Source organism: Subdoligranulum variabile, from assembly GCF_025152575.1.
Taxonomy (GTDB): Bacteria; Bacillota; Clostridia; order Oscillospirales; family Ruminococcaceae; genus Gemmiger; species Gemmiger variabilis.
Map to the genome: position 1 here is coordinate 2,691,568 of NZ_CP102293.1, position 15,936 is coordinate 2,707,503.

The following is a 15,936-nucleotide window of genomic DNA, read 5'->3' on the forward strand; positions in this document are numbered from 1 at the left end:
GTATATGATGGATAATATTCTAGTTACACGTTCCTCCATGCCTAGTCTGGAGGAATACATAGAAGAAATCCGCCCCATATGGGAAAGCCACTGGCTGACCAATATGGGACCGAAGCATAAGGAACTGCAACGTAAACTTGAAGAATATTTGGCTGTTGATTATGTGGAATTGTTAACCAATGGCCATATGGCGCTGGAACTGACCCTTCAGGCCATGAACCTGCAGGGGGAGGTTATTACAACGCCATTTACCTTCGCGTCTACTACGCACGCCATAGTGCGCAATGGCTTGGAGCCGGTTTTTTGTGATATTGATCCGGTGACCTATACATTGGATGCGTCTAAAGTAGAAAAATTGATTACTGACCGTACTTGTGCCATCATGCCTGTACATGTTTATGGTAACGTCTGCAATATGGAGGAAATTGAACGTATTGCCCGAAAGTATGGTTTGAAAGTGATTTATGATGCAGCCCATACTTTTGGTGAAACCTATAAGGGGCGTGGGATTGGCTCTTTTGGAGATGCCTCTTGCTTCAGCTTCCATGCAACTAAGGTGTACAACACTATCGAGGGTGGCGCAGTATGCTATCACAATGAAGAACTGGGTAAACGGCTGTATGAACTGAAAAACTTTGGTATTCATGGCCCCGAAGAAGTGGATGCCGTAGGTGCAAATGCCAAGATGAATGAGTTCTGCGCGGCCATGGGATTATGCAATTTGAGGCATGTGGACGAAGAAATTGCGAAGCGCAAAAAGGTTGTAGAACGTTACCGTGAACACTTGGAAGGTGTTGCGGGTCTGCAGCTGAATGTGGAGCAGCCGGATGTGAAGTACAATTATGCTTACTTCCCGGTAGTGTTTGATGAAAAAGTGTTTGGTGCCAGCCGCAATGAGGTATTTGATGCACTGGCAAAGCGGGGAGTCTGTGCACGCAAGTATTTTTATCCATTGACCAATACTTTTGCTTGTTTCCATAATAAGTACAATGCGGATGAAACACCTGTGGCTCGTTATGTATCGGAGAGGGTGTTGACGCTTCCCCTTTATGCAGACTTGGCGCTGGAAGATGTGGACCGTATCTGCCATATAATTTTGAAATTAAAAGCGTAATTACGTCAGCATTGTTAAACATGCTTATAAAGCCAAATTGAAAATGATCTTCGTCGAGAAGATTGTACAAAAACCAGTGAGATGTATGCCTGATAAAGGGGAATGATTTTATAGTCCAAACCCTTGTACCAGCCGGGCCCGGTAGAGCTGGCCAGTTGTTCTTTCGGACAGAGCAGCAAGGTCAGTTACCTGCAGATGCTCACGGCGGTGTGTGCCGTGGTCAACGGCGGCAATCTGATGCAGCCGTATGTAGTGCAGACGATCCAGGCCCCAGACGGTACGGTACTGCAGGAAATAGAACCAACGGTCAAGCGCCGGGTCATAAGCGAGGAAACCAGTGCCACCATGTGCCAGCTGATGGAGGGGGTCGTTACGGAGGGGACCGGCAAGCATGCGGCGGTAAACGGTTATTTTGTGGGCGGGAAAAGTGGTACCAGCCAGAAGCTGGACAGCGAAAACGAAGGAGCCCGCATCAGCAGTTTTGTGGCGGTGGCGCCCATTGATGCGCCGCGGCTGGCGGTATTGGTTTGTCTGGATGAACCCCACAGCTGGACGACCAGCGGCGGTACACTTTCGGGACCGGTCTGCGCCGAGGTATTGGCGAAAGCTTTGCCGTATCTTGGTATCGAACCAGAAGTGCAGCCGGAGTCCACAGAATCTCCATGACACAACGACAAAAACACCGCCGGAAGCAGCCTTGCTTCCGGCGGTGTTCTGTTATCGATAGGCAAAAATCAGCGGGCGCGCTTGAGCACCTCCACCAGGAACTTCCACACGCGCTGCACAGAACTGATGCTCATCCGCTCACGGGGCGTGTGAATCTCCAACAGGTTGGGACCAATGGATACGCAGTCCAAACCCGGCATCTTACCGGCGAACAGGCCGCATTCCAGACCGGCGTGGATGGCTTCCACCCGCGGGGCCTCACCATACTGTTCAGTATAGACCTGTACCATCAACTCACGAAGCGGAGAGTGCTCCTGGTACTGCCAACCGGTGTATTCACCCTCATATTCCACCCGGCCTCCCAACTGCGCCAGCAAGCAGGCAAGCCGGCGTTTGAGCATCTCCTTCTGGGAGTCCACCGAACTGCGCAGGCTGGACACGGCCCGCAGGGTATCGGTCTCTGTGGTCAGGATGCCCAGGTTCAGCGAGGTCTGCACAAGCCCTGCAATGTCAGGACTCATAGCCTGGATGCCATTGGGCAGACAGGTCAGCAGGCAGACCACCTTCTCAGTGGTTGCGGCATCCATGGGATCGTCGGCAACCGTAGCGTTTTCCACTTGCAGGAAAAGGGAGGGATCCGTCACACGATATTCGTTGCGCAGCGTCTTCTCCATAGCGGCAACGGCATTGCGGGCGGCCTGTGCGTCGGCGACCACCACGGTGGCGGTGCTTTCTACCGGGATGGCGTTGCTCTTCAGCCCGCCATGCACCTCTACCAGTCGCAGGGGTGTCTGGGCTGCCAGATCCTGCAGGACGCGGCCCATCAGCATGTTGGCATTGGCCCGGCCTTTGTCGATCTCGGAACCGGAATGACCGCCGGTCAGTCCCCCCACTGTGACAGTAAGGGCCGCACCAGCAAAGGCGGTGTGTATCAGAGGCAGCAGGGAAATGGTATTGTTGCCGCCTGCACAGCTGACCGTGAAAATCCCCTCAGCCTCGGAGTCCATATTCAGCATGCGGCGGCCTTTCAGCGGGCTCACATCCAGTGAACCAGCTCCCAGCAGACCGATCTCCTCATCCACCGTAAAGACGGCTTCCAGGCGAGGGTGAGGAAGGTCATCGGCATCCAGCACGGCCAACGCCATCGCCACGGCAATGCCGTCGTCTCCGCCCAGCGTGGTTCCTTTGGCGCTGATATAGTCTCCCTCCACCTCAAGGTCCAGTCCCTCCTGGGCCATGTCTTTGGGGCAGCCAGGTTCTTTTTCACACACCATGTCCAGGTGCCCCTGCAGAATCACCGGCTCAGCCTGTTCATAACCAGGGGTAGCTTCCTTGATGATGATTATATTGTTGTCGGCATCCTGGTGATATTCCAGCCCGCGCTGGCGTGCAAAGGCGGCACACCAGTCGCTCACCGCCTTGGTGTTGCCGGAGCCGCGGGGGATGGCGGACATCTCTTCAAAAAAGCGGAATACGTTTTGGGGTTCCAGATTCTCCAATATCTTCATAGACGACACTCCTTTTCTACAAAATTAGCTGCGGAGCCGGTAGCGACCGCCGCCGGCCTCTTGCAGCATCTGCTGCTCTACCATATAGCGGGTCAGTTTGTCTGCAAAAGCGGCGGCATCCTGAACCTCCAGACGATTGCGGGACCAGAACAGTCCGGCCCGGACACCCTGGATCTCACGGGCTAACTCTTTGCGGGTGATGGTTTGCTGCTTCTTCAGCCGATGAAGTACCCGTGCGGCACATTTGCTCAGTAGGATCCGCTCCAGATCCCTTTGCTGCGTCATGCTGCGGCGCAGCCCCCAGAGATAAAGTACCATGGTTGCGGCAGCGAACAACAGAATGCCCAGAATGATCTGCGGGATGCTCATGGCTTCACCTTGTCTTTCCCCACAAAGAGAATGAACTCATTGTTGTGCAGAATCTGCATATACTTGACCAGCCGGTCGTACAAGGGTTCCGCTTTGTCACCGAACTGGGCTTTCATTTTGCGGGCCAGATCCCCTACACTCTGCACGCCGTCTATCTCTTTCCACAGAAAACTGCCGTATTCGTCCAGGGCAATGTGGCTGACCCGCGGCGTATGAAAGAATTTCTGCGCGATGGAGGCATAGAAACCGCGGTGTACCATATCGATGGTGACAATGCCTTTGTCGTCCTCGCTCCAGCTGTTTTTGGGGTTGGGTACGGGGACAAAATCCAGATAATTTTCCTGCTTGCTTTTGGCCATAGATATTCTCCCGGATTGTTTTACTCAAAACAGGGCTGCATACCCAAGTATACAGCCCTGTCTGCAAGAACGCAATGCGTTTATTTGGACTTCTTCTGGTCTTTGGTGGCAAAGAGATAGATGGTAACCAGCAGCAGGGCAAAGACGATCAGACCGCCAATCTGCCCGATGCTGAAGATGCCGCTGATATTGATGAACTCACCGACGTTGCTGGCGCCCATGGGGATGACCGCAAAGACTGCCAGCAGAATGCCGACGATACCTTCACCGGCAATCAGGCCGGAGGAGTAGAGAACGCCGGACTGGACCACGTTGTTTTTCTCCTTGTCGGAAGCGTACTTGCGCTTTTCCAGGACCCAGCGCAGGGCGCCGCCCAGCATCATGGGCACCGAGAGATAGATGGGCAGATACAGACCAATGGAGAAAGGCAGAACAGGAATGCCGAGGATCTCGATGACGATGGCGATGAAGACGCCGGCAAAGACGAGGTTCCAGGGCAGGTTGCCGCCCATGACGCCCTCGACGATCATCTTCATGAGAATCGCCTGCGGGGCGGGCAGGTCGTTGGAACCATAGCCGCCCCAGGCCATGGACAGAAGGTACAGGATCCCGCCGATGGCAATGGAGGAAACCACCACGCCGATGATCTCGCCCATCTGCTGCTTTTTGGGGGTGGCGCCCACCAGGAAGCCGGTCTTGAGGTCCTGGGAGGTATCGCCGGCGATGGCTGCGATGACGCAGATGACGCCGCCAATAACGATGGCTGCCGTCATACCCTCAATGCCGGTAGAGCCGGTGGATTTGAGCAGCATGGTGGAGATGAGCAGGGTGGCGATGACCATGCCGGAAACGGGGTTGTTGGAAGAACCGATCAGGCCGACCATGCGGGAGGAAACGGTGGCGAAGAAGAAGCCGAAGATGATGACGATGAGTGCGGTGAAGAAGTTCAGCGGGATGGCGGGGAACAGCCACAGCACCACAGCGATGACCAGCACGCCGAGGAGCACAAAAGGCATGGGAATATCCTGCTCGGTGCGCAGGCTGCTGGCGGTACGGCCCTTGCCGTAGGCTTTCATCGAGTCACGGAAGGTGCGGACGATGAGGGGCAGGGATTTGATGAGGCTCAGCACACCGCCGCAGGCCACGGCGCCGGCGCCGATGTAACGCAGGTAGTTGCTCCACAGGGCCGAGACACCGTTTTGGGCGACCAGTTCGTTGATGGTCATATCGGTAACAGGGAAAAGGACAGACTCACCGCCGAAGAGAACCATCAGCGGCATGATGACCAGCCAGCCCAGCACACCGCCGGCAAACAGGTAAGAGGACACTTTGGCGCCGCATATGTAGCCCACACCCGCCAGGGCAGGCAGGACATCAATGCCCACACCGGCGCCTTTGTAGGCGGAGATGTCGTAGGTGATTTCACTGGGGAAGATTTTTAGGCCGTCTGTGACGAACTTGTATACGGCGGCAATGCCCAGGCCGGAGAAGACGGTGGAGGCCTTGGCACCGCCCTCTTCGCCGGCAATGAGGACTTCGGCACAGGCCTGGCCTTCCGGATAGGCCAGGGTGCCATGCTCCTTGACGATGAGAGCGCTGCGCAGGGGAATCATCATCAGGGTGCCCAGCACACCGCCGCACAGGGCGATGAGGCCGATCTCGATGAGAGAAGGGGTGGCGCAGAGGCCCTCCTTGGCCCACATGAAAAGGGCGGGCAGGGTGAAGATGGCACCGGCTGCTACCGATTCACCGGCGGAACCGATGGTCTGCACCATGTTGTTTTCCAGAATGGAGTCCCGGTGCAAAATCTTGCGGATGATGCCCATCGAGATAACGGCTGCAGGGATGGAGGCAGATACCGTCATGCCGACGCGCAAGCCCAGATAGGCGTTGGCACCGCCGAACACAATGGCCAGAATGGCGCCCAGAACGATGGATACCACCGTAAACTCGGGCATGACCTTGTCGGCAGGCACATAGGGTTGGAATTCTTTGTTTTCCACGATACTTGGTCCTTTCTTTCGGTTTTGCTGCAGGATACTGACCGCAGAAGGTGGTCCGGGCCTTCAGGGTACAGACAGGCAACTTACACCAGTGTATACAAGAATTCGGGGCACGTCAAGGCATTTCTTGCTTTATTTTGTAAAAAATAGACGAAAACGAAACTTTTGAATATTCAAAAGATGACAAAAAGAACAAAATGCTGCGTGGTTCGTTTAAAAAATGACTCGAAAAGGGAGGAAAAAGGGACTTCAGAAAAACGATGGAAAAAGGTGAAATTTCTGCGGATTTTGTCAATGTTCAGAAAATGTACGGGAATTCTGATGAAAATTTTGCTATAATAACCCTAAACAAGGTGTATAAAAAACGGGAGAAAACCATGGCCAACACACAAACCGGGCATCAGCCCTTTGTCGTATTTGACAACGTATGCAAATATTATCAGATGGGAGATACGCGGATTGCCGCATCGGATCATGTGAGTTTCACCATCGAAAAAGGAGAATTCTGCGTCATTCTGGGTCCTTCGGGGGCCGGCAAGACCACGGTTCTCAATATGCTGGGCGGGATGGATACCTGTGATGAGGGGACCATCCTGCTGGACGGGGAAAAAGTCAGCAGCTTCAATCAGAAGCGTCTGACGACCTATCGCCGGTATGATGTGGGATTTGTGTTCCAGTTCTATAACCTTGTGCAGAATCTCACGGCGCGGGAAAATGTGGAACTGGCGGCGGAAATCTGCCGTGATCCGCTGGATGCCGATACCGTGCTGGAGGAAGTGGGGCTGGCCCATCGCCGCAACAACTTCCCGGCACAGCTTTCCGGCGGGGAACAGCAGCGTGTCTCCATTGCCCGGGCTCTGGCCAAAAATCCCAAGATTCTGCTCTGTGATGAACCCACCGGTGCGTTGGATTACAAGACCGGCAAACAGGTGCTGGCGCTTCTGCAGGACACCTGCCGCCGGAAAGGCCGCACGGTCATCGTCATCACCCACAACAGTGCGCTGGCCGCCATGGCTGACCGGGTCATCCGAATCAACAGTGGCCGCGTGATCGAGGAAAAAATCAATCCCAACCCCACCCCCGTGGAAAGGATCGAATGGTAAATGACGCGAACCTACCGAAAAAATATACTGCGTACCTTTAAAAGTGCACGCAGCCGCTTTGTGGCGATTTTTTCCATCGTAGCCCTGGGCGTTGGTTTTTTGGCAGGCCTGAATGCAACGCCCGTGGACATGAAGGAATCCATGGAGCAGTATCTGGACGATGGCAACTTTTATGATCTGCGCATCGTCTCCACTATGGGACTGACCGACGACGATGTGGAGGCCTTACGTCAGGTGGACGGCGTCGAAACGGTGCAGCCGGCCTATTCGGCGGATCTGCTGGTAGAAGCCGGGAGTGACGTGGTGGTGTCCCGGCTGCACAGCCTGCCGCCGCAAGAAGAGGATGCCATTAACCGGCTGGTTCTCGCGGAAGGACGCCTGCCGGAAAAATCCGGGGAATGCGTGGTGGAAGCCAGTGCCAACATCACCGGCGGGGACTATCCTATCGGTTCCACTCTGACCGTCAGCAGTGCGGACAACGAAGATTTGGATACCAAGCTGTCCTGCACAGAGTACACGGTGGTGGGCATTGTACATAACACCAACTATTTCAGTTTTGAGCGGGAACCGGCCAGTGTGGGCAACGGTACGGTGGAATTGGTGATGTACCTTCTGCCGGAAGATTTCGCCTACGATACTTACACCGAAATATACGTGACCGCCGAAGGTGCCCTGCAGCAAAACAGCATGGAGGATGGATACGAGGCCACCGTTGAGGCGGTCCAGACCCGCGTGGAAGCCATTCAGGACGCACGCTGCCAGGCGCGCTACGATGAAATCCGCTCCGATGCACAGGCGGAGATCGACGATGCCTGGTCGGAATACTATGATGCGGAGGCGGACGCACAGCAGGAGCTGGCCGACGCCGCGCAGGAACTGGCGGACGGACGCCGGGAACTGGCGGACGGCGAGCAGGAATACCGGGACGGCGAGCAGGAATATGCCGACGGTGTGCAGGAACTGGCCGACAACGAGGCCAAGGTCAATGACGGCGCCGTACAGCTGGAGGAAGGCCGGCAGGAATTGCTGGACAACCAGGCCAAGGTAGAAGAGGGCGAAGCGGAGCTAGCAGCCAATGAGCCGAAGCTGGCAGATGCCCGCAAAAAGCTGGAAGAAGGGCAGGCGGAATACGAGGCCGGTCTGCAGGAATACAACGATGCCCTGGCTCATATCGAGGAAGGGGAGCAACAGCTGGCCGACGGCAAGGCCGAGCTGAACAAACAGGAACAGACCTATGCCGCGGGGCTGGAAAGCATGGCGGCGGAAATTACCGCTATGCTCCAGAAGCAGGACCCGGATCTGACGGTTACAGTGAAAGCGGAGGATATCGGTGATTTTGTCAGCTGGCTGAATGAAAATGAATACCCGGTCCCGCAGAGCTATGACGAACTGCTGGATGATCTGGACGCTTATCTGCAGCCATATGGGCTCACCGCCGAGGGGGTCGGGTTGACTTCCGCTGCCCGTGGAGTCCAGAGCGGTGCACAAAAGATGCTGGAAATGATGAGCACCATGCCGCCGCAGACCGGAGAAGAAGGCGGTGCGCCGGAAGATTCCAAGCCGGAAATAACAGCGGAACCGCAGGACCAGGCAGCAGAAATAACGGAGCTGCCGCAGGAAGAAACCATCCCGGCGGATGAAATTCCCGAAGAGGCAGAAACCTTGCCGGAAGAGCAGCCGGAAGCGGAAACACAGCAAGAATCGGCGTGGGCGGAGCAGGAGCCTGCAGATGGTGCTCCCGCAGAGGGGGATGCCGAGCCTGAAACGGAAGAACCGACGGAACCCACTCCGAACGATGGGGAACCGAATGGCGGAGAAAAGCCGCAGGAGGAGCGCGCGGAAAGTGCCTCCAAGCAGAAAGCGCCGCTGTCGGACCCGACAGTACCCACGGAGCCGGGACTTACCGAGGAGCAGCTGGCCGAACTGGCGGGACAGCTGAACGCTATCGTGACGGCGGACCGCGCCGGGATGCAGGCCGTTCTGACGGATGCACAGCAGTGGTGGGCAGCGCAGGATGAAGAAAGCCAGAAATCGGATCTTCTCCAGAATTTTGCCGCGCTGGTAAACGTTGGTCTGTATGGACTGCAGCAGGAACAGGCACTGATGGGAGAGGCGGTCACCGGGTTTGCCCGGGTCGTCAGCGGACGCCGTCAGTTGGATGCCGGCTGGGATGCCTATGAGGCCAATGCACAGAAGCTGGCTGACGGCCGTAAGCAGCTGGAAGCCAGTGCCCCGCAGTTGGAAGCGGCCAAAAAACAGCTGGATGATGGCTGGAAAGAATACAATGACGGAGTGGCGGAGTACGAAGCCGGCAAGAAAGAACTGGCCGACGGTCGCAAGCAGCTGGAGGAAGGCTGGGCGACCCTGACCGACAAACAGCTGGAACTGGACGATGCCCGCCGCCAGATCAACGACGCCAAGGCGGAACTGGCTGACGCACGGGCAGAATTGGATGACGCCCGGCAGACCATCGCGGAGAACGCCCAGAAGTTGCGCGACGGTGAGATCGAATACGAGGATGCCAAAGCCGAGGCGGAGCAGGAGCTGGCCGATGCCCGGGCCGAGATCGAGGACGGCCAGAAGGAACTGGACGAGATCGAGATGCCGGAATGGTATGTCTGGGACCGCAGCAACAATGTGAGCTATGCTTCCTTTACCGGCAACGTGGATAAGCTGACCGCCATCACCACGATCTTCCCGGTGTTTTTCTTCCTGGTAGCGGCGCTGGTGGTCTCCACGACCATGACCCGCATGGTGGAGGAGGAACGCCTGCAGATCGGCACGCTCAAGGCGCTGGGATATACCCGCCGGGAGATCATGCAGAAATATCTGTGGTATGCTTTCGCGGCGGCAGCCTGTGGTACCGCTGTGGGCCTCGCCGTAGGATTCCGGGCCTTCCCGGCCATTATCTGGTCGGCCTATGCCATGATGTACTACATGCCTGCCATCTATACGCCCTGGCGGGTTTTCCAGGCAATCTTTGCGGGCGGCACCCTTACCGTGCTGTCGGTAGGGGTCACAGCCCTGGCCTGCCGGGCGTCCCTGCGGGAAGTGCCGGCCACCCTTATGCTGCCCCGCGCCCCCAAGGCCGGCAAGCGCATTCTGCTGGAGCGCATCACCCCGCTGTGGCGGCGTTTTCCCTTTACCTGGAAGGTCACCTGCCGCAATCTGCTGCGCTATAAAAAGCGTTTCTGGATGACGGTCATCGGTGTGGCGGGATGTATGTCGCTTCTGGTGTCGGGCTTCGGCATTTCGGATTCTCTCAATGCCATTATTACCAAACAGTTCAGTGATATCTCCCATTATGACCTGATGACGGTGGTCACCAAGGAGGGGGCCACTGAACAGGGGGATGTATATGCCTATCTGAACGATCCTCAAAACTTTACCGAATCCCTGACGGTGGCTGTTCAAAGCACCCGCCAGCCGGTGGCCGACGGAGAGGCCGACGTCTACCTGATGGTGCCGCAGGATGTGGGGCAGTTTGCCGATTTCCTGGATCTCCATGAACGCATCAGCCGCACACCCACTCCGTTGGGTGAGGAGGGCGTGGTCCTGACCGAGAAGCTGGCCAAACTGCTGGGTGTCCAGGCCGGAGATACCGTCACCCTGGAAAACGGGGATGAAAAGACCGGCACCTTTGTGGTCAGCGGTGTCTGTGAGCACTATGTGAGCAACTATGTTTATATGAGCGCCTCCACCTACGAGGCTGGTTTCGGGGAGGCTGTCAGCTACAATGCAGTCATCAGCAAGATGGCCGATGACAGCGAAGAAGCGCATGATACAGTCTCCGCCGCTTTGCTGGAGATGGACAATGTGGCCAGTCTGACCTTCACACGGGATAGCGTGGCCCAGGTGCTGAATATGCTCAATTCCATCGATGCTGTGGTGGTGCTGATCATTGTCTGCGCAGCCTGCCTGGCCTTTGTGGTGTTGTATAACCTTTCCAACATCAACATTGCCGAACGTATCAAGGAGATTGCCACCATCAAAGTGCTGGGGTTCTATGATCGGGAGGTGTACGCTTATGTCAACCGCGAAAGCATGGCGCTGACATTGATCGGCACACTCTTCGGTATCTTCGGCGGCATGGCCCTGCATCGGTTCATCATAGTGACGGTGGAGGTGGATGCGGTGATGTTCGGCCGCGACATCCAGCCGCTCAGCTTTGTGTATGCCATTGCGCTGACGCTTTTGTTCAGTACACTGGTCAATCTGGTGATGGGGCGGACTCTGAAGAAAATCTCCATGGTGGAGAGCATGAAAGCCCCTGAATGATCTGCATTATTGAAACCGGGATACCTTATAAAAAGGTGTCCCGGTTTCTTGCTGCCGACAAGGAAAAAAAGGCCTCGCTTTTTTTATGTTTTTTTCTATTGACAATTGATAAACCCGTGTTATACTGGTTAGGTACGCCAACGAACTGTTAGGAAGTGAACTGTTCGCAAGCTAACAAAAACGAGGGGGCAGGTGACGAACACGAAGAAACAACAGACCGGCTGTATGTCCGGCTGCTGCGGCGAGGAACACTTCGGCGCGCTGGTAGGCCAGACCTTCCGCGTGATCCGCCGCGCCATGGATGCGCGCATTGCGGCCGAGGTGACGCCCGAACTGACGGGTGTCCGCGGTATGCTGCTGGGAGAAATCGTCCGGGCCAATAAGGAAAACCGGGACGTTTACCAGCGGGATGTGGAGCACTGGATGCAGATCCGGCGTTCCAGTGTGACGGCGGTCCTCCAGGCGATGGAGCAGGACGGGTTCATTACCCGTTGTTCCGTAGAGCGTGACGCCCGCCTCAAGAGGCTGAATGCCACGGCCAAAGGCGTTGCCTACCATGAGCGCATCCGCCTGAGCATCGACAACTTCGAGCGGGAGCTGCAGCGCGGCGTCGAGCCGGAGCGGCAGGCCGTGGCCCGGGCGGTGCTGGAACAGATCCTGGCCAATGCGCACAGTCTGGCAGGCGAAACACGGCCGGCATCGGAAAGCACGGCCGCAGAAAATGGCTGACGCGGGCGCGAGCCCGCTTTTCCCGGTAGGGAAGGGCAGTATGTAAAGGAAGAAAGGAGCAATCAATCTTGTTCAAGACACTTGGACGTGAGACCAAGGGCTTTCGTCTGGTCTCGATCCTGACGCCGATCTGTATGATCGGCGAAGTGATCATGGAAATGATCATCCCCAAACTGATGGCAACCATCGTGGACGACGGTGTTACCGCCGGCAACATGGATGTCATCTATTCGGTCGGTGCCAAAATGCTAGTGGCCGCAATCATCGGCCTGCTGGTAGGCATCCTGGGGGCCATGTTCGGTTCCCACGCGGCAACGGGCTTTGCGCGCAACCTGCGCCGCGGCATGTTCCGCAACATCCAGACGTTCAGCTTTGCTAATATTGACAAATACTCCACAGCCGGTCTGGTCACCCGTATGACCACCGACGTGACCAATATCCAGAACGCCTACCAGATGCTGCTGCGCATGGCAATCCGTGCGCCTGCCAGCATGATCGTGGCGCTGATCATGTCCTTCACCATCAATGCCCAGCTGGCCAGCGTTTACCTGGTAGCTGTGGTGCTGCTGGGCTGCGCGCTGATGTACATTATGGTGCATGCCACCAACTACTTCACCGGCGCCTTCCGTAAGTATGATGACCTGAACGAGAGCGTGCAGGAGAACGTCTCCGCCATCCGCGTGGTCAAGGCTTACGTGCGTGAAAAATTTGAGGGCGAAAAATTCCGCAAGGCCAGCGAGAACGTGCGTCAGCTGCTCATGCGTGCTGAACTGATCCTGGCCTGGAACGCCCCGCTCATGACGCTGGCTGTTTACAGCTGCATCCTGATTATCTCCTGGCTGGGCGCCCGTCTGATCGTTCTGTCCGGCGCCACCAGCTTCACCACCGGTGACCTGATGAGCATGCTGAGCTACTGCATGAACATCCTCATGAGCTTGATGATGCTCTCCATGGTCTTTGTCATGATCACCATGTCCGCCGCTTCCGCCAAACGTGTCGCCGAAGTCCTGGATGAGAAGTCCGACCTGACCAACGGTGAGAATCCTGTGACGGAAGTCAAGGACGGTGCCGTCAAGTTCAACAACGTCAGCTTTGCCTACAAGAAGGATGGCGAAAAGGCGCTGGAAAATATCAACCTGGACATCAAGTCCGGTGAGACGGTGGGCGTCATCGGCGGTACCGGTTCTGCCAAGTCCAGCCTGGTGCAGCTGCTGCCCCGTCTGTACGACGTGACCGAAGGCAGTGTGGAGGTCGGCGGTGTGGACGTGCGCAAGTACGACCTCGAGACCCTGCGAAACAGCGTGGCCATGGTGCTGCAGAAGAACGAACTGTTCAGCGGTACCATCGCCGAGAACCTGCGCTGGGGCAATCCCCACGCCACCGATGCCGAGATCGAGGAAGCCTGCAAGCAGGCCTGCGCCGACGAGTTCATCGAGCGTTTCCCCGACAAGTATGAAACCTACATCGAGCAGGGCGGTACCAACGTGTCCGGTGGCCAGAAGCAGCGTCTGTGCATTGCCCGTGCGCTGCTGAAGAAGCCCAAGATCCTGATCCTGGACGACTCCACCTCCGCGGTGGATACGGCTACCGATGCCAAGATCCGCCACAGCTTTGCCGAGAAGATTCCCGGCACCACCGTCTTCATCATTGCCCAGCGTATCTCCAGCGTAGAGAACGCCGATCACGTTCTGGTACTGGACAACGGCCGCATCAGCGGCTACGATACGCCGGAAAATCTGCTCAAGACCAATGCGATCTATCAGGAAGTCTACAACAACCAGACCAAAGGCTCCGGAGACTTCGACGAGAAAGGGGGCGAGGCGTAATGGCACAGCAGGCTAAATTGGTGGGCCCCGGCCGCAACCACGGCCCGCGTCCCAAGGTGGAAAACCCCGGCAAGATCCTCAAGCGCATTCTTGCCTATGTCATGCACCGCTATAAGTTCCCGGTTATTGCCGTGCTCTGCTGCATCTTCATCAGCGTCTTCGCCCAGGTACAAGGTACCTTGTTCATGCAGACCCTGATCGACGGTTACATCACGCCCATGCTGACCGAGAAGAGCAACGACTTCTCCGGCCTGATCCGGGCCATCACCCGCGTGGCAGTGTTCTACGCCATCGGCATTCTGGCCATCTTCCTGCAGAACCGCACGATGGCCCGCGTCACCCAGGGCACGCTGAAGAATCTGCGTGATGAGATGTTCACCCACATGCAGACGCTGCCCATCAAGTATTTCGACACCCATGCCCACGGCGACATCATGTCGATCTACACCAACGATACCGATACCCTGCGCCAGATGATCAGCCAGAGTCTGCCGCAGCTGGTCAATACCTGCATCACGGTGGTCAGCGTGCTGATCTCCATGCTGGTGCTCAGCCCGGCCCTGACGGTGGTGGCCCTGCTCATGGTGGGTGTCATGCTGCTCTGCACCAAGTTCCTCACCGGCCGTTCCGGCAAGTTCTTCGTGGATCAGCAGCGGGAACTGGGCCGTGTCAACGGATACATTGAAGAGATGATGAACGGCCAGAAGGTCGTCAAGGTCTTCTGCCATGAGGAAGCTGCTATCGAGCGGTTCGACGAACTCAACGACGAACTGTTCCACAGCGCCGACAAGGCCAACGCCTTCTCTCTGGTGGCCATGCCTGTGAACGGCCAGCTGGGCAACCTGAGCTATGTGCTCTGCGCCATCATCGGCGGTGCCCTGGCCATCAACGGTTTCGGCGGCCTGACGCTGGGCAAGCTGGCCAGCTTCCTGGTACTGACCCGCAACTTCAACCAGCCCATCACCCAGATCTCCATGCAGCTGAACTCGGTGGTTATGGCACTGGCCGGCGGTCAGCGTATCTTCGCGCTGCTGGATGAGAAGCCGGAGGTCAACGAAGGGGATATCACTCTGGTGTACGCCAAGTATCAGCCCGACAACAGCGTGACTGAGGCCAGCGAGCCCACCGGCACCTGGGCCTGGAAGAAGACTGATGCCAACGGCCAGAGCACCTATACCGAACTGAAGGGCGACATCGTCTTCAAGGATGTGGATTTCGGCTACGATCCCGGCAAGATTGTGCTGCATGACATCAATCTTTACGGCCGGCCGGGCCAGAAAATCGCGTTTGTCGGCTCCACCGGTGCCGGCAAGACGACGATCACCAACCTGATCAACCGTTTTTACGACATCCAGAAGGGTCAGATTCTCTATGATGGTCATGACATCAAGTCCATCGAGAAGGATGCTCTGCGCTCCTCCCTGGGCATTGTGCTGCAGGACACCCATCTGTTCACCGGCACCGTTATGGAGAACATCCGCTACGGTCGCCTGACAGCCACCGATGAAGAGTGCATCGCGGCGGCCCGTCTGGCCAATGCCGATGGATTCATCAAGCATCTGCCCGACGGCTACAACACCATGCTGACCGGTGACGGTACCAACCTGAGCCAGGGCCAGCGTCAGCTGTTGGCCATTGCCCGTGCAGCTGTGGCCGATCCGCCGGTGCTGATCCTGGACGAGGCGACTTCCTCCATCGATACCCGCACCGAGAAACTGGTTCAGGACGGCATGGACGGCCTGATGTACGGCCGCACCACCTTCGTCATTGCCCACCGCCTTTCCACGGTCCGCAACTCCGACTGCATCATGGTTCTGGAGCAGGGCCGCATCATCGAGCGCGGTACCCACGACGAACTGATTGCCCAGAAGGGCCGTTATTACCGTCTGTACACCGGTAATTTTGCTGAGAATTCGTAAAAGAACGGTAAAAAATCCACAGGAATCAATCAAATTTGCCGGGATGGCTTTGTGCCATTCCG

At 56.7% G+C, this 15,936-nt stretch carries 11 protein-coding genes; 7 read left to right on the top strand and 4 right to left on the bottom strand.

Going from position 1 to position 15,936, the window contains the following annotated elements; all coding sequences use genetic code 11:
* Nucleotides 1-4 precede the first annotated feature (4 nt).
* Together NQ490_RS12695 and NQ490_RS12700 are read left to right on the top strand one after the other, a co-directional pair.
* The gene (locus NQ490_RS12695) at nucleotides 5-1,114 is read left to right on the top strand and encodes a DegT/DnrJ/EryC1/StrS family aminotransferase (protein ID WP_007046174.1); all 1,110 of its coding nucleotides are present in this window, start codon (nucleotides 5-7) and stop codon (nucleotides 1,112-1,114) included.
* 123 nt (nucleotides 1,115-1,237) lie between these two features.
* On the top strand, nucleotides 1,238-1,780 hold the full coding sequence (locus NQ490_RS12700; RefSeq protein WP_007046175.1) for a penicillin-binding transpeptidase domain-containing protein: 543 nt from the start codon (nucleotides 1,238-1,240) through the stop codon (nucleotides 1,778-1,780).
* Nucleotides 1,781-1,848: 68 nt separating this feature from the next.
* Here the strand turns inward: NQ490_RS12700 and NQ490_RS12705 are convergent, their stop codons facing one another.
* The 4 genes from NQ490_RS12705 to NQ490_RS12720 form a co-directional block, all read right to left on the bottom strand.
* Entirely contained in the window at nucleotides 1,849-3,288 is a 1,440-nt protein-coding gene (locus NQ490_RS12705; RefSeq protein ID WP_007046176.1) for an aminoacyl-histidine dipeptidase, read from the bottom strand.
* A gap of 24 nt (nucleotides 3,289-3,312) precedes the next feature.
* Nucleotides 3,313-3,657, bottom strand: a complete 345-nt coding sequence (locus NQ490_RS12710; RefSeq protein ID WP_007046177.1) for a hypothetical protein — start codon at nucleotides 3,655-3,657, stop codon at nucleotides 3,313-3,315.
* The gene (locus NQ490_RS12715) at nucleotides 3,654-4,016 is read right to left on the bottom strand and encodes a PqqD family protein (protein WP_007046178.1); all 363 of its coding nucleotides are present in this window, start codon (nucleotides 4,014-4,016) and stop codon (nucleotides 3,654-3,656) included. The genes NQ490_RS12710 and NQ490_RS12715 overlap by 4 nt, the downstream gene beginning before the upstream one ends.
* Before the next feature lie 80 nt (nucleotides 4,017-4,096).
* Entirely contained in the window at nucleotides 4,097-6,022 is a 1,926-nt protein-coding gene (locus NQ490_RS12720; RefSeq protein WP_187118521.1) for an OPT family oligopeptide transporter, read from the bottom strand.
* A 374-nt stretch (nucleotides 6,023-6,396) separates the two neighbouring features.
* Between NQ490_RS12720 and NQ490_RS12725 the strand changes: the two genes are divergently transcribed.
* The 5 genes from NQ490_RS12725 (at nucleotide 6,397) to NQ490_RS12745 (ending at nucleotide 15,874) form a co-directional block, all read left to right on the top strand.
* Nucleotides 6,397-7,122 (top strand): ABC transporter ATP-binding protein, encoded by a 726-nt coding sequence (locus NQ490_RS12725; protein WP_040917944.1) that lies wholly within the window; start codon nucleotides 6,397-6,399, stop codon nucleotides 7,120-7,122.
* Nucleotides 7,123-11,400, top strand: a complete 4,278-nt coding sequence (locus NQ490_RS12730) for an FtsX-like permease family protein (protein ID WP_007046182.1) — start codon at nucleotides 7,123-7,125, stop codon at nucleotides 11,398-11,400. It begins immediately after the preceding gene.
* Between the two features lie 192 nt (nucleotides 11,401-11,592).
* Entirely contained in the window at nucleotides 11,593-12,129 is a 537-nt protein-coding gene (locus NQ490_RS12735) for a MarR family winged helix-turn-helix transcriptional regulator (RefSeq protein ID WP_147644644.1), read from the top strand.
* Nucleotides 12,130-12,197: 68 nt separating this feature from the next.
* Complete coding sequence (locus NQ490_RS12740) at nucleotides 12,198-13,955, top strand: ABC transporter ATP-binding protein (RefSeq protein WP_040917504.1); 1,758 nt, start codon at nucleotides 12,198-12,200, stop codon at nucleotides 13,953-13,955.
* Entirely contained in the window at nucleotides 13,955-15,874 is a 1,920-nt protein-coding gene (locus tag NQ490_RS12745) for an ABC transporter ATP-binding protein (RefSeq protein ID WP_007046185.1), read from the top strand. The genes NQ490_RS12740 and NQ490_RS12745 overlap by 1 nt, the downstream gene beginning before the upstream one ends.
* The last annotated feature ends 62 nt before the right edge of the window (nucleotides 15,875-15,936 follow it).